Source organism: Paraglaciecola sp. (genome assembly GCF_051252315.1).
Taxonomy (GTDB): Bacteria; Pseudomonadota; Gammaproteobacteria; order Enterobacterales; family Alteromonadaceae; genus Paraglaciecola.
In genome coordinates this window covers 1-19111 of record NZ_JBPOFP010000056.1, presented here as the reverse complement: position 1 = coordinate 19111, position 19111 = coordinate 1, and the positions used below count along the sequence as shown (strand labels likewise).

Here is a 19111-nt window from a genome sequence, read left to right as displayed (position 1 = left end):
GAGAAGTTAACTAAGTGCCAAAGTTAGTATTAGAAAATAAAAATATTGTAGTAGTAGGATTAGGTCTTACGGGCCAATCTTGCGTGCAATTTTTATTAGCTAAAGGCGCAAATGTAGTGGCTATGGACACTCGGGAATGTTTAACGCTAAGTTTAGACATTCCGGTGTTTTTAGGCGTGTTACAAAAAGACAAACTTTCAAAGGCTGATTTAATCGTTGTTAGCCCTGGAGTCGATCTAAATATTCCCGCTCTTAAACATGCTGCTAGTTTAGGAATCCATATTATTGGCGATATCGAATTATTCGCTCAATATAATACGACCCCTGTAATAGCGATTACTGGTTCAAATGGTAAAACTACAGTCACACATTTAGTGGTAGAAATGTGTAAAGCAGCGGGTAAAAAAGTATTAATGGGCGGTAATGTTGGCGTTCCCGTTCTTGAGTTATTGGAATTAGAGGCAGATGTAATTGTTCTAGAGTTATCTAGTTTTCAATTAGACACAACATATTCATTAGTTCCCTTAGTCGCAACCGTATTAAATATCAGTGAAGACCACTTAGATCGTCATGGCGATTTAGCCAGTTATCAACAAGCTAAATTAAACATATTTGAAAACGCGCAACATATTGTGACCAATCGAGATGATAGTTTTGCCCAACCTTCAGGCTCAGTCTTACAAGGCGTGCAAAGCAACAAACCAATGAGCTTTGGCTTATCGGCCTCTTCATCTGGTTTTTCTTGGGACACACAAAATCAGAATATATTGTTTGATGGTCAACCATTTTTGAACAGCCAAACTTGTATGTTAGTGGGCCAGCATAATATGTTAAACATTCAAGCCGCCGCTGCATTAGCTATGGTGGCAGGAGTGGATCATTCAAGCATCAAACAAGCTGCGATAAAATTTGATGGATTACCCCATAGATGTCAGACCGTTTCTTTGTTTAACAAGGTACGTTGGATCAACGATTCTAAAGCCACCAATGTCGGCGCCACACTGGCAGCGATTGATGGTTTGCGAGCTAGTACCAAAGGTAAATTGGTTTTAATTGCTGGTGGTGATGGCAAAGGGGCTGATTTTTCTCCTTTATCAGATTCACTGCAGAACTCGGTTCAAGTCTTGATTACCTTTGGTAGAGACGGCCACAAAATAGCTCAATTAAAAGCAGGCACCTTAGAAGTCAAAAACTTACTTGAGGCTGTGCAAACCGCGGCAAAGTATGTAAAAGGTGATGATGTGGTTTTATTGTCACCAGCCTGTGCAAGCTTAGATATGTTTGCTAACTACCAAGAGCGTGGCGATTGTTTTACCCAAGCAGTAAAGGAGTTAGCGGCATGAGTGCATTAGCTCAAGAAACTAATTCTCCATTGAAACAATTGTTTAAACTTAAACACGACAAAGTCGATGGTCAAGATAACTTTAAGCCTTACGATCTCTGGTTGATTTTATTGTGTATTGCACTGTTATCAATTGGCTTAGTGGTGGTGACATCTGCATCTATGCCTGCTGCAGAACGCATATTTCATAACCCATTTCATATTGCCATTCGTCATTCAATTTATATCGTTTTAGCGCTTGGTATTGCCATGTGTGTGTTGCAAATTCCTATGCAGTGGTGGCGGATGACGAATGTATGGTTATTGATTTTGGCCGTGTTGTTGTTAGTTTCTGTGTTGTTGGTTGGTCGTACGGTTAACGGTAGTACCCGCTGGTTAGTTTTAGGTCCGATTACCGTGCAAGTAGCCGAGCCTGCTAAGTTGTTTTTCTTTTGTTATTTAGCCGGTTACTTAGTTCGACGTCATGAAGAAGTAACCGAAAACATCAAAGGTTTTATTAAACCCCTTGCCATATTTTTTGTATTAGCCGTGTTGTTATTAATGCAGCCTGATCTTGGTACTGTGGTGGTTATGTTTTGTACCACTATCGGTTTATTGTTTTTAGCTGGCGCTAAGTTGTGGCAGTTCTTCAGTCTTGTGGTTGCTGGTAGTTTAGCCGTTGTTTTACTGATTGTGTTTGAAGAATATAGGGTAAAACGAGTGACGTCATTCTTGGATCCTTGGGCTGATCCATTTGGAAGTGGTTATCAATTAACACAATCATTGATGGCTTATGGCCGAGGTGAAATTTTCGGCCAAGGGTTAGGTAATAGTCTACAAAAACTAGAATACTTACCAGAAGCTTATAACGATTTTATCATGGCGATATTAGCCGAAGAGTTGGGCTTTGTTGGTGTGTTGTCAGTATTAGTTATCATGCTAATTATTGTCATGAAGGCCCTACGTATTGGTAATCAGGCATTGACAAAAGAACGCCCTTTTGAAGCTTACGTTGCCTATGCAATAGGTATTTGGTTCAGTTTACAAACCGCGGTTAACGTTGGCGCAAGTGCTGGTATTTTACCCACTAAAGGTTTGACCTTTCCATTATTAAGTTATGGAGGTTCGAGTACCATCATAATGGCAATTGCGGTGGCGTTATTGTTGCGGATAGATTTCGAAATGCGAGTTGATGGCATTCAAGCTCTCAATAAAGGGCCTGCTAAACCTAACAAAAAACGCACGACTCAAAAAAGTAAAAAAGCCAAACAACAAGTTGCTGAAGTGTTAGATGACGTGATCGAAGAAACACAAATCGTTTCTAATGAGAATGCCGGAGGCCGATATGACTAAACGCATTTTGGTGATGGCTGGCGGAACAGGCGGACATGTATTCCCTGGTTTAGCCGTGGCAAATGCTTTGGCCGCACAAGATTGGCAAGTTCATTGGTTAGGAACGATTGGCCGTATGGAAGCTAAGTTAGTGCCTAATGCTGGTTATCCGATTAGTTTTATCGATGTTGTTGGCGTGCGTAATAACGGTTTACTTAAGCTTTTAGCTGCACCGTTTAAAATTGCTAAATCCATTTTTCAAGCCCATAAAGTCATTAAACAATTTAAACCCAATGTGGTGATTGGTTTAGGTGGATTCGCAAGTGGACCGGGCGGTATTGCAGCTTGGTTAAATCGAGTGCCTTTAGTTTTGCACGAACAAAATGCGGTACCTGGGCTGACTAATAAATGGTTATCAAATTTTGCCAAACATATATTTACTGGATTTGATAACACCTTTAAGCAACAGATTTCAGCAAAGGATTCGACTAAATATACTTGGGTGGGAAATCCAGTTAGAGCTGAATTCTCAAATCTAAAGCCAAAGAGTCATACGAATAAACCGCTAAATCTATTAGTGGTTGGTGGTAGTTTAGGTGCTCAGGTTTTAAATGAAACCTTGCCACTAGCTTTACAAAATGTAGCAGCCATGAATATTCGTCATCAAACCGGCGCTGGGCATTTAGCTAAGGTTCAACAGGCATATCAAACCTTGCTGGATAAATCGGTTAATTGTCAGGTATCCGAATTTATTAACGATATGCCAGCAGCCTACGCATGGGCCGACTTGGTAATCTGTCGAGCCGGAGCATTAACAGTTGCAGAAGTCGCAGCGGCTGGCGTTGCCGCAATATTTGTGCCTTTGCCCCATGCAGTCGATGATCATCAAACTAAGAATGCTTTGACTCTTGTGGCTGTTCAAGGGGCGTACTTGTTACCGCAAAGTGAATTAACGGTAGAAAAATTAAGTAAATTATTAGCCGATTGTATTAAATCTCCAGAGGTATTAATTGATATGGGTTATAAAGCGAAAACGCTAGCCCGAATAGAAGCTGCACAAGAAGTAGCACATTATTGTATTGAGTTAAGTGAGCAAGCAGCATGAAGATAGCCAGCAGTATTAAGGTTGATAGCCCCATCCATTACCATGTACCTGAGATGCGCCGTATTAAGCACATCCATTTTATAGGTATTGGTGGCGCGGGTATGGGCGGAATTGCTGAAGTTTTATTAAATGAAGGTTATGCCATTAGCGGTTCGGATAAACAAGCCAACGGAATGACAGAACGTTTACAAAATTTAGGGGCAACCATTTATTTTGGGCATTTAGCGTCAAATGTTGAGCTGGCTAATGTTGTTGTTGTATCTAGTGCCATTGACCCGACCAACCCAGAAATTGCCGAAGCGAATGAAAAAAGAATACCCGTCATTCGACGTGCAGAAATGCTCGCTGAATTAATGCGATTCCGACATGGTATCGCTGTGGCGGGCACTCACGGGAAAACCACAACAACGAGTTTAATCGCGACTATTTTTGCTAAAGCTAAACTTGATCCAACCTTTGTTATTGGTGGTTTGTTAAACAGTGCAGGTACTAATGCTCGATTAGGTGCTAGCCAATATCTAATAGCTGAAGCCGATGAAAGTGATGCATCTTTTGTTCATCTGCAACCAATGGTCTCTGTGGTAACTAATATCGAAGCTGATCACATGGAAACCTATCAAGGTGATTTCCAAAAAATGCAAGATACCTATATCGACTTTTTGCATAATTTACCGTTTTATGGGTTAGCCGTTTTATGTGGTGATGATCCTGTCATTGAGCAATTGTTACCTCGCATCGGTCGGAAATATATGACTTATGGAGTTTCTGAACATGTAGATGTCAGAGCGATAAACATTCAATTAGGCTTTAACCAAAGTACCTTTGACGTAGTTCGTAAAGACCAGGTGGGTAAAGTCTTACCCGTGTTGAAAGTCACAGTTAATATTCCAGGTCATCACAATGTCTTGAACTCTTTGGCCGCGATCGCAGTGGCCAGTGATGAAGGCATTGATGATCAGTCCATAGTAGAGGCTTTAGGCAGTTTTTCTGGAATCGGTCGTCGATTTGAATTTTTAGGTGATTATGCCACCTCAAAAGGGCAAGCTATTTTGGTTGATGATTATGGTCATCACCCAACAGAAGTCGCAGCCACGATTGCTGTGGCCAGAAATAATTGGCCTGATCGTCGCTTAGTTATGGCTTATCAACCTCATAGATATACCCGCACACGAGATTTATACGAAGATTTTGTAAAAGTACTTTCACAGGTTGATGTGTTGTTATTGTTAGAAGTTTATTCAGCTGGTGAAGAGCCAATAGACGGAGCAGATAGTCGTTCTTTATGCCGTTCTATTCGTCAGCGCGGACAATTAGAACCTATCTATGTCTCTAACATTGAAGAATTACCTAAATTGTTAGCTGAGACACTATGTGATCAAGACATAGTGTTAACCCAAGGTGCAGGCAATATTGGCCAAATCGCCAAGTATTTACAGAAATCTAAATTAGAACCAAACGAATTAGTGAAAGGGCTAGCGTAGTGAGCGATCATAATTACAAAACTCCAGCTGAATACGGAAAAGTCGCCGTCATGTTAGGAGGTTCATCTGCTGAAAGAGAAGTCTCTCTGAATTCGGGCAAGGCGGTATTAGCTGGGTTAGTGAGCCTAGGTGTAGATGCTTATGCATTTGATCCTGCAGAGCAAGCACTAATTGAATTATTGAACCAAGGTTTTGATCGCGTAGTGATTGTTTTACACGGCAGAGGTGGTGAAGATGGAACACTACAAGGTGCATTACAACAATTGAATTTACCCTATACAGGAACGGGGGTCTTAGGCTCTGCTTTATGTATGGACAAGATCAGAAGCAAGCAAGTTTGGCAAAGTTTGGGTTTACCAACAGCAAATTACAAAATTGCTGACAAAAGATGCTTTGATGCTGGATCATGCAAGGCTATAATGGCTAGCTTAGGGGATGAGGTAATGGTTAAACCTGCGCAAGAAGGTTCGAGCATAGGTATGGCCCGCGTGAATAACGCGTTACAACTAGAAACAGCCGTTCAAAACGCTTTTAAATATGATAATAAAGTTTTGATTGAGCAGTTCGTTCATGGTTCAGAATATACCGTCAGTATACTGAATGGCAAAGCTTTGCCATCTATCAGTATGTCTACTCCTCGTGATTTTTATGATTATGAAGCTAAATATCAAACCGATAGCACGGTTTATACCTGCCCAAGTGGTTTAACGCCAGATGAAGAATCTGAGTTAGCGCAGTTAGCAATAGAGGCTTTTGAAGCCGTTGCTGGTTCTGGCTGGGGGCGAGTTGATTTTATGCGTGATCAATTAGGACGTTTTTATTTACTAGAAGCCAATACTGCTCCTGGTATGACTGAAAAAAGTTTAGTGCCTTTAGCCGCTAAACAAGCGGGTTTGAGTTTTGCTGATTTATCCTTAGCTGTATTAGCCACTACGGATTTAGCAAAATGAATGAAACGCCAGCTTTGGATAAACCTGCTAAAGCCTCAGGATTTTATTTGGGGTTAGCATTTTTTATCACAGTGTTGGTGTTGTTAGTGTTTGCTGGGATTAAGCTGAGTGTTTGGTTAGAAGATGAACAAAGAGCACCAGTACAGGAAATAGTGGTGTCGGGTGAGCGAAGGTTTATTCAAGATCAAAATATTGAATCTTTGATTAAACGCACTCAGCCAGGTAGCTTTTTTGAGTTAGATGTCGAACAAACTCATCAAAGTGTTGAAGCAATGCCTTGGGTTTATAGAGCTTCAGTACGAAAACGCTGGCCCAGTGGTTTAGAAATATATGTGGTTGAACAGCAGCCTGCTGCAATTTGGAATGGCGACATGTTGTTAAATCAGTTTGGTGATGCATTTAATGCTCAGCTAACTGATAAAGATTTAGCCTTAGAAATGCAGTTGCCTAATTTATTTGGGCCTGGTGGCAGTGAACAAACAGCATTGCAGGGCTACCGAAATATGCAGTCGTTGTTGGATGTCACTGACTTACATATTGTAGAGATGTTCTTAAGTGAACGGTTTGCTTGGAATATCCAATTAAACAATGGCGTGAAACTAAATTTAGGCCGCACAGAATTTATTGATAGATTGCAGAGATTTGTGGATTTATTACCACTAATATCGCAGCAGAAAAAACAGATTGATTACGTAGATTTACGTTACGACACTGGTTTAGCTGTAGGTTGGAAAACCTTAGATAAACCAGTTTAATAAAATAATAACTAGAGAGTTTATTAACGTGAGTGTGATAATTGTGAGAGCCGATCAAAATGTCTAAAGGTACAGAAAGAAAGCTGATAGTAGGCTTAGACATCGGCACTAGTGACGTTAAAGCCGTAGTAGGTGAATTACTTGATGACAACTCAATTAGTGTAGTTGGCGTCGGTAGTCACTCGTCTAAAGGTATGGATAAAGGTGGGGTCAATGACCTCAACTTAGTTGTACAGTCGGTAAAACGAGCAGTTCACGAAATGGAATTAATGGCAGATTGCAGTGTTTCCTCTGTATTTATGTCGATTTCTGGTCGTCACGTTAAGTGCCAAAACGAAAGTGGTATGGTGCCAATAAACAATCAAGAAGTGACACAAGAAGACGTTGATAATGTCGTACACGCTGCACGCTCAGTTCCTATTGCAGCAGAACGTCGCTTATTACATGTGTTACCACAAGAATTCACGATTGATGTACAAGAGGGAATTAAAAACCCAATTGGTATGTCAGGCGTAAGAATGGAAGCCCAAGCGCACATCATTACTTGCGCTGATGATATGGCTAAAAACCTAGTGAAGTGTGTTGAGCGTTGTGATTTAGTCGCCGATCAATTGATATTTTCAGCTTTGGCGTCTAGTTACGCGGTCGTTACAGACGATGAAAAAGAACTAGGTGTCTGTGTGGTTGATATTGGCGGTGGAACCATTGACCTAGTGATTTATACTGATGGCGCTATTCGTCATACGGCGGTGATACCCGCTGCAGGCAATCAAATCACAAGTGATATTGCTAAGATATTTCGTACACCTATTAGTCATGCAGAAGAAATCAAAATTAACTATGCCTGTGCCTTAAAAGACATGGTTAGCATGGAAGAAAGTATTGAAGTTCACAGTGTGGGTGGACGTCCTTCTCGTGCTATGTCTAGGCATACGTTGGCTGAAGTTATCGAACCTAGATATCAAGAGTTATTTGAATTGGTGCATGATGAAATTCGTGCCAGTGGTTTAGAAGAGCAAGTAGCTGCAGGTATAGTGTTAACAGGTGGTACGGCTAAAATGGAAGGAGCAATTGAATTTGCTGAAGAAATCTTCCAAATGCCTGTTAGAGTGGGTGCTCCACTTGCGATGAAAGGGTTATCAGAATACGTAGAAGATGCCAAGTTTGCTACAGCAATCGGATTGTTGCAGTACGGAAAAGAGCATTTGATTAGCCAGTTAAGTACCCAGAACAAAACAAGTGATGGTGTATGGCAAAGAATTCAAAGTTGGTTTAAAGGTGAGTTTTAAATCCTCACTTTTAAATGAAAAAAATGGCAGCAGGCAAGGATTAGTACCTGACTGCTTATATGTACAAACCGGAGAGTAAACATGTTTGAGTTAATGGATAGTCATGACGAAGAAGCGATAATTAAGGTTATCGGTGTAGGCGGTGGCGGCGGTAACGCTGTTGAGCATATGGTCAGTCAAAGTATTGAAGGCGTAGAATTTATCGCAATCAATACCGATGCACAGGTATTACGCAGTTCATCTGCGAATGTTACTTTGCAAATCGGGTCTGATGTCACTAAAGGTCTTGGTGCAGGGGCAAACCCTAACATTGGTCGCCAAGCTGCCGAAGAAGACAGGGAAACCATACGCCAAAGTCTAGAAGGTGCTGATATGGTATTTATCACCGCTGGTATGGGTGGTGGTACAGGTACAGGGGCTGCACCTGAAGTTGCTAAAGTTGCAAAAGAACTAGGTATTTTAACAGTTGCAGTTGTAACTAAACCGTTTCCTTTTGAAGGCCGTAAGCGCACAGATTTTGCTGATCAAGGTATCGAAGAGTTATCTAAATACGTAGATTCTTTAATCACGATACCAAATGAAAAATTACTTAAAGTGATGGGTAAAGGCACTCCTTTATTACAAGCTTTTAGTGCTGCAAATGATATTTTAAGTGGTGCTGTTCAAGGTATTGCTGAACTTATTACACGCCCTGGTTTGATTAACGTGGATTTCGCCGATGTGCGTACCGTTATGTCAGAAATGGGTACGGCTATGATGGGTAGCGGCACAGCCAAAGGTGAAGATAGAGCTGAAGAAGCTTCAGAGTCTGCAATTGCTTGTCCATTGTTGGAAGATATCGATCTGTCTGGTGCTCGTGGTATTTTGGTTAATATTACAGCTGGTCCTGATTTTGCTATTGATGAATTTGAAACAGTCGGTAATGCCGTGAAAGCATTCGCTTCTGAAAATGCGACAGTTGTAGTCGGTACCGTAATTGATATGGATATGAGTGATGAATTACGCGTAACAGTTGTGGCTACTGGTATTGGTGCAGAGCGTAAACCTGACATCTCTTTGGTGTCTAATCGAGCGCCTAAAGTGATGGCCGATAGCGGTGAATTTAAATTACAAGCTAATGGCTCTAACGCTATGCCAAGTGCAGGTGCTATGCCTGATACGGCAAAAGCAGTAGTGTCAGAAGAAAGTGCTGAAACAGGTACTGATTTAGAATATTTAGATATACCTGCTTTTTTACGTAAACAAGCAGATTAATTGGCAGTGAATTTTTCGCTGAAATATGTGTCTTAGATTGAACATAAAAATCGCATTTGGCTTTTATGACAGTTTTTTGACAAGGTAATGTATTTTAGCTAGAATACGCGCCGCTTTTTATTCTGATAAGTAATTGAGTTAAAAAGATATATGATTAAACAACGCACTATAAAACAATCTGTAAAAGAGACTGGAATTGGACTGCATAAAGGTGACAAGGTCACTATGACTCTCCGGCCTGCGCCTGCGAATACTGGAATTGTATTTCGCCGCGTTGACCTTGAGCCTTATGCTGATATTCCAGCTCGTGCTGATTGTGTTGGCGATACTATGTTATGTACATGTATTAGTAATGCTGATGGTGTGACGATTTCTACTGTAGAACATTTAGCTTCAGCTTTAGCTGGGTTAGGTATCGACAATATTATTGTTGAAGTTGACAGTGACGAGTTACCTATCATGGATGGTAGTGCGAGTCCGTTTATCTTTTTATTGCAATCCGCCGGCATTGAAGAAATCAATGCCGCAAAACGATTTATTAAAGTTAATAAACCTATCCGTGTTGAACAAGAAGATAAATGGGCGGAACTTCGTCCATATGATGGTTTTAGAGTCGATTTTAAAATCGATTTTGAACATCCTGTTATCAGTCAAACTCGTCAGCACATGGTTTTAGATTTAGACTCTTCTTCTTATGTTGAAGAAGTGAGTCGAGCTCGCACTTTTGGATTTATGAAAGATCTTGAGTATATGAATTCACATAATCTAGCTTTAGGTGGCAGCATGGAAAATGCTGTGGCGCTAGATGAGTATCGGGTACTTAATCCTGAAGGCTTACGTTATAACGACGAATTTCTAAAACATAAAATTTTAGATGCGATTGGTGATTTATATTTAGGTGGCCATAGCATAATTGGTGAATTGGTAGCTTACAAAACAGGCCATGGATTAAATAACAAATTACTTAATGCTTTGTTAAAGAATCAAGAAAGTTGGGAGTTTGTGAGTTACGACACGCCAGAAGAATTGCCTATCCGTTTTGCATCTCCTATTTTAGCGAGCTAATTTCATTTCTTAAAATTGGCTCACCAACTAAAATTTCTATCATTTCACAGGCTTATACGTTTCAGAAAATGTCACAATTATGTTAACCTCAAACATAACACTGGCATAAAGTCATTGTTATGTATGAAAATTAAACTGTATGTAGCATTTAAGATACCCGTTAAGCCTATCAGAGTTTAGCATTATGGCTTATCTTTAAATTCCATGTTGAATGTACAATACCTAAAGGTAGCCAATTGTAATGAAGATAACATTACTATTTAGAAGCAATCGCGCTCGCTTCGCCCTGAATATTAGTCGACAAAAACTGATGGTTTTGTTGATAGCTAGTTGTGGGCTATTTTTAATTTCTAGTCGATCTACTACCTCTCCAGAAGAAAATATTATACGCATACAAAGTGCCCAAGCAGGCTTTCAGCAACAGGCTCAAGAAGTAGTAGGGCTGAAAGGTGAAACAGAGCAAAAGTTAACTGGAATGCTGCTAAAGTTGGCTGATATGCAAAGTCAAATTCAACGTTTAGACGCACTCGGATCTCGCTTAGTAGAACAAGCTCATTTAAATCCAGAAGAATTTAATTTTAATCAAGAGCCTAGTATAGGTGGACCTTTAGATACGTCTGAGATTGACTATACAGTTAAAGATGAACTCTTGGTTAAGATGGAAAACATGTTAGGGCAGATTCGCGATAAATCTGTTCAGCTTAATGCCCTTGAATCTATTATGTTGAGTCACCATATAGAAGAACAGAGTCGGTTAGAAGGTAAACCAATTCAGTCTGGTTGGTTATCGTCTTATTATGGTATTCGTAAAGACCCTTTCAGTGGCATGCCGACAATGCATAAAGGTTTAGACTTTGCAGGTAAAGAAGGCGAACCAGTAAAAGCAACGGGAGCGGGTGTTGTAACCTGGGCTGGTAGCCGTTACGGATATGGTGAACTTGTAGAGATTGATCATGGTCAAGGTTTAACGACTCGATATGGTCATAATAAAGCATTAAATGTTAAAATTGGCGATGTAGTGACAAAAGGTCAAAACATTGCGGTAATGGGTAATACTGGCCGTTCTACTGGCGCACATGTTCATTACGAAGTTTTACGAAAAGGTAAACAACAAGATCCACTACCATATGTGTATCGAAAGAAAACATAACTTGAATTAAGTGTTTAACACTTAAACGTTATTAACCTTTTAGTTATCAATAATCGGCTCCTTGTGAGCCGATTGTTTTATTTTTGTACAAGGTCTTTTGACCTTAGTGGTTTGCACAATGGTGTGTGGGCTTAGGTATTAATCATTTAGATTGGAAGCTGTAAATCGATGTTTTCGAGTATTCTCACAAAAATCTTCGGTAGTCGTAATGACCGAACATTAAAAAAATTAAATAAATCTGTGACGCTTATTAATCAGTTAGAAACTGAATACGAAGCTTTGAGTGACGAGCAGCTAAAAGACAAAACCAATGAGTTTAAGCAGCGTTTAGAAAAAGATGAATCTACTGAAGACTTAGTTGTAGAAGCCTTTGCTGTGGTCAGAGAAGCCAGTAAACGTGTATTTGGTATGCGTCATTTTGATGTGCAAATGTTAGGTGGCCAAGTTTTACATCAAGGTAAAATTTCTGAAATGCGTACAGGTGAAGGTAAAACATTAACTTCAACCTTACCTACCTATTTAAATGCAATATCTGGTCAAGGTGTGCATGTCATCACGGTAAATGATTACTTAGCCAGTCGAGATGCTGACTGGAGTCGTCCATTATTCGAATTTTTGGGCCTAACTGTTGGTTGTAATATTCCTGGGATGACACATCCACAGAAAAAAGAAGCGTACGCAGCTGACGTAACTTACGGCACCAATAATGAATTTGGGTTCGATTATTTACGCGATAACATGGCATTTAGCCCAGAAGAAAGAGTACAACGTGCATTGCACTTTGCAGTAATAGATGAAGTTGACTCGATTTTAATTGATGAAGCTCGTACCCCCCTTATTATTTCTGGACAAGCGGAAGACAGTTCAGAGCTTTATCGCAAAATTAATGTGATTATTCCTGAATTGCAACAGCAAGAAAAGGAAGATGAAGAAGGTGAAGCTGGCGAAGGTCACTACACCATTGATGAAAAAGGAAAACAAATACACTTGACCGAAAATGGTCAAATATTTGTTGAAGAAGTTTTAAAACGTGAAGGCATTTTACCTAACGAAGAGTCTTTATTTGCTGCTGCGAATATTTCTTTATTACATCACGTTAACGCGGCCTTAAAGGCACATAAATTATTTTCTAAAGACGTTGATTACATCGTTAAAGAAAACGAGATTGTGATTGTCGATGAACACACAGGTCGAACAATGGAAGGTCGTCGTTGGTCTGAAGGTTTACACCAAGCTGTTGAAGCGAAAGAAGGTGTTAATATTCAAAATGAAAACCAAACGTTGGCTTCAATTACGTTCCAGAATTATTTCAGACTATATGAAAAACTGTCAGGAATGACGGGTACAGCTGATACCGAAGCATTTGAATTTCAAAGTATTTATGGTTTAGATACGGTTGTTATACCAACCAACAAACCAATGTTACGTGATGATAAAGCCGATCTGATTTATTTGACCGCAGAAGAAAAATACGAAGCCATAGTAGAAGATATAAAAGAATGTGTGAAACGAGGCCAACCTACTTTGGTAGGCACAGTTTCCATTGAGAATTCAGAGCTTATCTCGGGTGTTTTGAAAAAAGCAAAAATCCCGCATAAAGTACTTAATGCTAAATTTCACGAACAAGAAGCAGATATCATTGCCCAGGCTGGTAAATCAGGCGCAGTTACTATCGCGACTAACATGGCTGGACGTGGAACAGATATCGTTCTAGGTGGTAACTGGCAAGCTGAAATTAATAAAATTAATGATCCAAAACCTAGCAAAGTTGAGAAAATAAAAGAAGATTGGCAAGTCGACCATGACGCTGTATTAGCAGCCGGTGGACTACATATTATCGGTACCGAACGTCACGAATCTCGTCGTATCGATAATCAATTACGAGGTCGTTCAGGTCGTCAAGGTGATGCTGGATCCTCACGTTTCTATTTATCATTAGACGATGCATTAATGCGTATATTTGCTTCTGAAAAAATGGGCAATATGATGAAACGTTTAGGTATGGAACATGGTGAAGCCATCGAACATCCTTGGGTAACTAGAGCCATTGAAAACGCTCAACGCAAAGTTGAAGGCCGTAACTTTGATATGCGTAAACAGTTATTAGAATACGATGACGTTGCTAACGACCAACGTAAAGTCATATACGAGCAACGCAACGAGTTACTCGATGAAGGTGAAATTAACGAGACTATTAACGCCATTCGTGAAGACGTGGTGAGTGGTATTATTGACCAATATATTCCACCTGAATCTTTGGATGAAATGTGGAATGTCCAGGGCTTAGAAGAGCACTTCAAAAGTGAATTCTTGTTAGATATGCCGGTACAAAAATGGCTTGATGAAGACGATAAGCTTTATGAAGAAGTGATTCGAGAGCGTATTTTAGAAGAAGTGGTGAATGCGTACAAAGCGAAAGAAGAAATCGTTGGACCGCAAGTTATTCGCCAATTCGAAAAAGCAGTAATGTTACAAAACTTAGACAGTAGCTGGAAAGAACATTTGGCTGCAATGGATCACCTGCGCCAGGGTATACATTTACGCGGCTACGCGCAAAAGAATCCAAAACAAGAATACAAGCGAGAGTCTTTCGAGTTATTTTCTGAAATGTTAGAAAACTTGAAGATTGAAGTAGTCGCTATACTTAGTAAGGTGCAAGTTAAAGCGCAAGAAGATGTTGAGGCAGTTGAAGAGCAAAGACGTCAAGCCAACGCAGCGCCGCAAAACTTAGAACACGATGCTCCTGGTGGTTCGGTTCAGTCTGAAGTACCCAAGGCTGTGGTTAGAGACACGCCTAAGGTCGGTCGTAACGATCCTTGTCCTTGTGGTTCGGGTAAGAAATACAAGCAGTGTCATGGTAAGTTAAGCTAACACTGAATAGTGTAAGTAAATTTTTATAAAGTCGGGTTCTAGCCCGACTTTTTTATGGAAGTTATTAAAATGAAAGTAGTTGACGTGGCAGTGGGTGTGATTAAAAAGGACAATCATATTTTTATTAGTAAACGTGCTAATGAGTTACATCAAGGAGGGAAGTGGGAGTTTCCTGGTGGTAAGCGTGAACTCGGTGAGTCGATTGAACAAGCGTTAGTTCGAGAGCTTGGTGAAGAGATTGGTATCAAAGTTAATTCACAAACGGAGCTTCTACTCATTGAACATGATTATGGAGATAAAAAAGTGAGATTACATGTCAGATTAGTGGAGGACTTTGTAGGTGAAGCGAAACAACTAGAAGGTCAACAGGCTAAATGGGTAGCTATTGAAGCGTTATATCAATATGAGTTTCCAGAAGCTAATGTAGAGATTATTAAAGCTCTAACACAAGATTAATTGGTACTAGTGTTTCACTGTCGGTTCTGGAAAACTGTGATTGGAGTGATCCTCTAATTGCTCCAAAATCATTTTTTGTGGACTGAAGTTGTATTGTGCGCGGTTTGGATTCAAAAATTTACTATAACTTCTAATATGATTCTTCGCCCATTTTGGTTGGCTTAGTAACGGGCCGAGGAGGGCAACATTACTTTTGTCTAAAATGCTCATTTCAGTTTTAATCACGGCTCCCAATTCATCGACAAAGTCTCGATTATTTAAGTAGTCGTAAAACAATATTAAGCTCAGCCCAGCCTCAAGAAAATGACCTCCTAAGCTTACATGCATCTTACCTTGCGTTATTTTCTCAATGCTGGGTGGAGACCAGTCAATAGCACCAATAATCGTGTTTTCAGGCATTTTTATGTTAGCGTTGTGTATTCCGTCTTCTAGACCATAGGCCATAACATCACTGGCAATCCAAAACGCATGTATATCATTGTGCCGACTGAAAATAATGTTTGCCATGCCAGCGACCCGAGTGCGATCCCAATTACCATATACCACACTTAATAAACGGCTTTTTAGATCATCCTCAAGCACTTGTTTGAGTCCTTTAACTCGTTGCATGCTTACTGCCGAATAACTCATGCCGGTTATGGCAAAAATATTGACTCTACAGTCTGAAGAGGTACAGCGTTTATCTCTGGATTGTTGCACTATGTTATCTGCAAGTTTTTTACCCGCTAATGTGTCGTTAGGAGACAAATGAGCAATCCAATAGGGAAATAACTCTCTTGGCCGGCCAAGCTCTGCAAATTGTACGTCTGAAATATCAGAATTAATTGTAATAAGAGGGATTTTCTTTGAGTCCAGCATTGTTAAGATTTTTTCTTCAGAGCCAACCCAAAAGGAGGTAATAATTAAATCTGGTAATTGTGTCTTTTTAGCTAAAATTTCCTGAATGTAAGCAGCGGCACCAAACCTGTTTCTGTAGGCTTCAGGCGTGTAGGCCACGTCTAATTTAAAGCCTAGTGCGTCAGATACGGATTTAGCAAAGTCAACTTGTGAGTCCCAAAAAGGAAAGCCTTTATCTACAGGATAAATAAATAATACGGTAGGAGTGTCTTGATTTTTTTCAGTTTGAGCATTTGTACAGAAGCTTAGCAAAAGACATAGCTTTAATGTCCAAAGGAAGATTTTACGTGTTGTCATTACGCACTCCAAACTACTATAACCACTGTTATATACATTATATCAATTTATACAATTTAACGAATTTTTTGTTAACTATTAAGAGTCTTTAATAATCAAGAATAAAAGGAATTAGTACTTATCCAGTATTCAGGTTACTTAAGTTATACCTGCATTAAAAAAGGCGCAATCAGCGCCTTTTAAATTTTCATATCAAACAATAATCTAACTTAACCTTAATTAGTCATTACTATGTAAACTTGCGTTTAAACCACCCCATTTAGAGGCGTCGGCTACGATAGCTTCTATCGCACCTGTTTGACTGTTACGGCGGAATAACAATCCATTCATACCTGATAGCTCACGAGCCGCTACAATTTCACCGTCTGGAGTTTTCACTTTAGAGCCTGCTGTTACGTATAAGCCAGCTTCTACTATGCAATCATCGCCTAGTGAGATGCCGATACCTGCGTTAGCGCCAACCATGCTGCTTTTTCCGATTGAGTTAATCGTTTTACCACCACCAGACAAAGTACCCATTGTGGATGCTCCACCACCAATATCAGAGCCATCACCAACAACCACACCTTGGGAAATACGACCTTCAACCATAGAGCTACCTAATGTACCTGCATTGAAGTTGACAAAACCTTCGTGCATAACTGTTGTACCAGATGCTAAATGAGCACCCATACGAACTCTGTCTGCATCTCCAATACGTACACCTTCAGGGATAACGTAATCTGTCATGCGAGGGAACTTGTCGACAGAGGTGACGTTTAAGTAATGTTCTTCGTCAGCGATCAATTCACGTAGCTCTTCTACTTTTGTTGGTAAAACCGGACCAGCTGAAGTCCAAGCAACATTGGTTAATAAGCCAAATACACCTTCAAGATTAATACTGTTAGGTTGAACGGCACATTCTGATAACAGATGTAAACGTAAGTATGCATCTTCTGCAGATTTTGGTGCTTCGTTTATTTCAAGACTCACTTCTACAAATTCACCTTTGATTAAGCCAACTTTACTGGCTAAACATTTACGAGCAATTTGTTTATTACTGCGAGGAAACCAAACATCTAAAGTTTTTCCAGTTTCTACATCAATATATTTGTGACCGATACGTTTTATTGTCATTTTCAATTCCTAGCTCAATTTGCAATTTTGCTAATTATCGCGCGTCTGCCGCCTGTTGGCTCCACCTTTTTTTTATAGGTTATAGCTAAATGTCTAAAACCAGATAAATTTACCGCAGATTTGAATTAATCGCTTACAGTTTTGTCCTATTCCCGATAATTAGTTTTGTTAAGCTACGCCATATCGGATGTAGCAATTTAAAATTTTAATGGGGTAGGTACTTGGATGTATAAAGCGCAGTTTTTGCAAAAACAGGGATTATTTATAAAATCTTTATTACTGATGGGATTAGTTCTATCTGTTACTACCTTCCAGAGCCATGCTAAGTACACACAATTATTTGATGAACATGAAATAACGTTGCCATTTTCAGTTAATCAAGCAATTGTTGCCGCTGATATTTTACCTCAAGATGGTTTGGAGTTACTGATTGCGGGTGTTGACGATAATCAACAACGAATATTGGGTATTTATGGTTTTAATCAACAAACATTAAAGTTCGAAGCACTCGATATAATCAATATTGCCAACAATGTGTTTGCTTTTGATTTAGGTGAAGAAAATCAGCAAGGTCTTAAAAAATTATATCTTTTATCTAAGTTGGCAGTGACAAGATACATACCTGCACACCTGGGGCATGAAGCGAACTGGAAATTAGAACAGCAGGTTTCTTCCATGTACATCAGTGAAGTCTCTGATTCTTTCAAGAGGATGGATTTTGTGCGTGACGTCAATAACGATAAACAAGATGACATCATTTTACCTCATTTTGAAAAGCTTAATTTATGGTTATCGGATTGTTGTGGAGAAAGGCATAACCAAACTTTACCTATCGCTGCTCGTATGGAAATGCGAAATAGTAGAGTGACTTTTGACGATAGAGATTTGTTTTTCCAAGATATGGATCAAGATGGAAAAATTGACCTATTGTTGGTTGAAGAAGGTGAACTAGCTGTTTATCCACAAGAAAAAAACATGCAGTTCTCTACTAATCCATACAAAATAGCAATCGAACCTAGCGCCGTTGGGCTTGAATGGTGGGACATTAAGGACGAAAACGGACAGCAGCTAAATCAAAGCAATCTTATTCATAGAAAAGTCGATAAAATCAAAGATGTGAATGGCGATAAAATTCCTGATGTAGCGATTAAATACACACAAAGTTCAGGTGTGTTAGATAAAACGATTAATTATGAATTCTATTATGGGAAGGTTACCGATAATAAGCTGCATTATGCAGCTCAAGCTGACACACAAGTTACCTCCACTGATACCTTAAATGGGCTGTATTTTGTCGACTTGCAAGGAGATGACAAATTAGAGGTGGTTGTATCTTCATTTGATATTGGGGTATCTCAAATCATTGGGGCCTTGCTGTCGGGAAGTATTGATCAAGACAATCTAATATTTAGCATGGATGATAATGGTCACTTTTCTAATAAACCTGTCATGAACCAAGAAGTCGAAATGACCTTCAGTTTATCTTCTGGTACAACGGGTCAACCATTAACCAAAGTCATTGACGTCAATGCAGATGATTTAAAGGACATCGTTTATTCTGACGGTACAGATAAAATTAAAGTCTTGTATGCCGAACCAGGCGGCAAACGATTTTTTGCTAAACGAGCGTTAACTCAAAAACTTGACCTACCTAAAAATTCTGAAGGAGTGGCAACAGAAGACTTAAATAAGGATGGAAAAAGCGACTTAGTTTTTCGTTTTGGTCGAGGTGATGGAGAAGGGGCGCTAAAGATTGTAAAAGTACTAATGGC

At 39.6% G+C, this 19111-nt stretch carries 14 protein-coding genes and 2 pseudogenes; 14 read left to right on the top strand and 2 right to left on the bottom strand.

Annotated features, from left to right (window positions below):
* Positions 1–14 precede the first annotated feature (14 nt).
* The 13 genes and pseudogenes from murD (at position 15) to mutT (ending at position 15029) form a co-directional block, all read left to right on the top strand.
* On the top strand, positions 15–1343 hold the full coding sequence (gene murD, locus ACSHXM_RS12295) for a UDP-N-acetylmuramoyl-L-alanine--D-glutamate ligase (protein WP_435689066.1): 1329 nt from the start codon (positions 15–17) through the stop codon (positions 1341–1343).
* On the top strand, positions 1340–2674 hold the full coding sequence (gene ftsW / locus ACSHXM_RS12290) for a cell division protein FtsW (RefSeq protein WP_435689065.1): 1335 nt from the start codon (positions 1340–1342) through the stop codon (positions 2672–2674). Before murD ends, ftsW begins: the two co-directional genes overlap by 4 nt.
* The gene (gene murG / locus ACSHXM_RS12285) at positions 2667–3758 is read left to right on the top strand and encodes an undecaprenyldiphospho-muramoylpentapeptide beta-N-acetylglucosaminyltransferase (protein ID WP_435689064.1); all 1092 of its coding nucleotides are present in this window, start codon (positions 2667–2669) and stop codon (positions 3756–3758) included. The genes ftsW and murG overlap by 8 nt, the downstream gene beginning before the upstream one ends.
* Positions 3755–5239 carry a UDP-N-acetylmuramate--L-alanine ligase gene (gene murC / locus ACSHXM_RS12280; RefSeq protein WP_435689063.1) on the top strand — a complete coding sequence of 495 codons (1485 nt, stop codon included), beginning with the start codon at positions 3755–3757 and terminating at the stop codon, positions 5237–5239. The genes murG and murC overlap by 4 nt, the downstream gene beginning before the upstream one ends.
* Positions 5239–6189 (top strand): D-alanine--D-alanine ligase, encoded by a 951-nt coding sequence (locus ACSHXM_RS12275; protein ID WP_435689062.1) that lies wholly within the window; start codon positions 5239–5241, stop codon positions 6187–6189. The genes murC and ACSHXM_RS12275 overlap by 1 nt, the downstream gene beginning before the upstream one ends.
* Positions 6186–6944: a cell division protein FtsQ/DivIB gene (locus ACSHXM_RS12270; RefSeq protein WP_435689061.1), complete on the top strand. Its 759-nt coding sequence runs from the start codon at positions 6186–6188 to the stop codon at positions 6942–6944. The genes ACSHXM_RS12275 and ACSHXM_RS12270 overlap by 4 nt, the downstream gene beginning before the upstream one ends.
* A 59-nt stretch (positions 6945–7003) precedes the next feature.
* On the top strand, positions 7004–8233 hold the full coding sequence (gene ftsA / locus ACSHXM_RS12265; RefSeq protein WP_435689060.1) for a cell division protein FtsA: 1230 nt from the start codon (positions 7004–7006) through the stop codon (positions 8231–8233).
* Positions 8234–8314: 81 nt separating this feature from the next.
* Positions 8315–9487, top strand: coding sequence for a cell division protein FtsZ (ftsZ, locus tag ACSHXM_RS12260; protein WP_435689059.1), 1173 nt, complete (start codon positions 8315–8317; stop codon positions 9485–9487).
* A 150-nt stretch (positions 9488–9637) separates the two neighbouring features.
* Complete coding sequence (gene lpxC / locus ACSHXM_RS12255; RefSeq protein WP_435689058.1) at positions 9638–10552, top strand: UDP-3-O-acyl-N-acetylglucosamine deacetylase; 915 nt, start codon at positions 9638–9640, stop codon at positions 10550–10552.
* 241 nt (positions 10553–10793) lie between these two features.
* Positions 10794–11702: a M23 family metallopeptidase gene (locus ACSHXM_RS12250; RefSeq protein ID WP_435689057.1), complete on the top strand. Its 909-nt coding sequence runs from the start codon at positions 10794–10796 to the stop codon at positions 11700–11702.
* A gap of 168 nt (positions 11703–11870) precedes the next feature.
* A pseudogene (gene secA / locus ACSHXM_RS12245) lies at positions 11871–14424 on the top strand (preprotein translocase subunit SecA); the annotation flags it as partial.
* A gap of 59 nt (positions 14425–14483) precedes the next feature.
* Positions 14484–14573 (top strand): annotated as a pseudogene (locus ACSHXM_RS12240) (SEC-C metal-binding domain-containing protein); the annotation flags it as partial.
* 69 nt (positions 14574–14642) lie between these two features.
* Positions 14643–15029 (top strand): 8-oxo-dGTP diphosphatase MutT, encoded by a 387-nt coding sequence (mutT, locus tag ACSHXM_RS12235; RefSeq protein WP_435689056.1) that lies wholly within the window; start codon positions 14643–14645, stop codon positions 15027–15029.
* Positions 15030–15035: 6 nt separating this feature from the next.
* Here mutT and ACSHXM_RS12230 read toward each other — a convergent pair whose 3' ends face one another.
* Positions 15036–16223, bottom strand: coding sequence for an ABC transporter substrate-binding protein (locus tag ACSHXM_RS12230; RefSeq protein WP_435689055.1), 1188 nt, complete (start codon positions 16221–16223; stop codon positions 15036–15038).
* A gap of 219 nt (positions 16224–16442) precedes the next feature.
* A complete protein-coding gene (locus tag ACSHXM_RS12225; RefSeq protein ID WP_435689054.1) occupies positions 16443–17339 on the bottom strand; it encodes a DapH/DapD/GlmU-related protein in 897 nt (298 codons plus the stop codon).
* 225 nt (positions 17340–17564) lie between these two features.
* Between ACSHXM_RS12225 and ACSHXM_RS12220 the strand changes: the two genes are divergently transcribed.
* Positions 17565–19111: FG-GAP repeat domain-containing protein (locus ACSHXM_RS12220; RefSeq protein ID WP_435689053.1), on the top strand; the 1547-nt coding region annotated here is incomplete at its 3' end.

Bases quoted from the DNA above. Each gene is read 5' to 3' on its own strand.
- ftsW (WP_435689065.1), top strand. From the start codon at position 1,340: ATGAGTGCATTAGCTCAAGAAACTAATTCTCCATTGAAACAATTGTTT.
- murG (WP_435689064.1), top strand. From the start codon at position 2,667: ATGACTAAACGCATTTTGGTGATGGCTGGCGGAACAGGCGGACATGTA.
- murC (WP_435689063.1), top strand. From the start codon at position 3,755: ATGAAGATAGCCAGCAGTATTAAGGTTGATAGCCCCATCCATTACCAT.
- ACSHXM_RS12270 (WP_435689061.1), top strand. From the start codon at position 6,186: ATGAATGAAACGCCAGCTTTGGATAAACCTGCTAAAGCCTCAGGATTT.
- ftsA (WP_435689060.1), top strand. From the start codon at position 7,004: ATGTCTAAAGGTACAGAAAGAAAGCTGATAGTAGGCTTAGACATCGGC.
- ftsZ (WP_435689059.1), top strand. From the start codon at position 8,315: ATGTTTGAGTTAATGGATAGTCATGACGAAGAAGCGATAATTAAGGTT.
- lpxC (WP_435689058.1), top strand. From the start codon at position 9,638: ATGATTAAACAACGCACTATAAAACAATCTGTAAAAGAGACTGGAATT.
- ACSHXM_RS12250 (WP_435689057.1), top strand. From the start codon at position 10,794: ATGAAGATAACATTACTATTTAGAAGCAATCGCGCTCGCTTCGCCCTG.
- mutT (WP_435689056.1), top strand. From the start codon at position 14,643: ATGAAAGTAGTTGACGTGGCAGTGGGTGTGATTAAAAAGGACAATCAT.
- ACSHXM_RS12230 (WP_435689055.1), bottom strand. From the start codon at position 16,223: ATGACAACACGTAAAATCTTCCTTTGGACATTAAAGCTATGTCTTTTG.
- ACSHXM_RS12225 (WP_435689054.1), bottom strand. From the start codon at position 17,339: ATGACAATAAAACGTATCGGTCACAAATATATTGATGTAGAAACTGGA.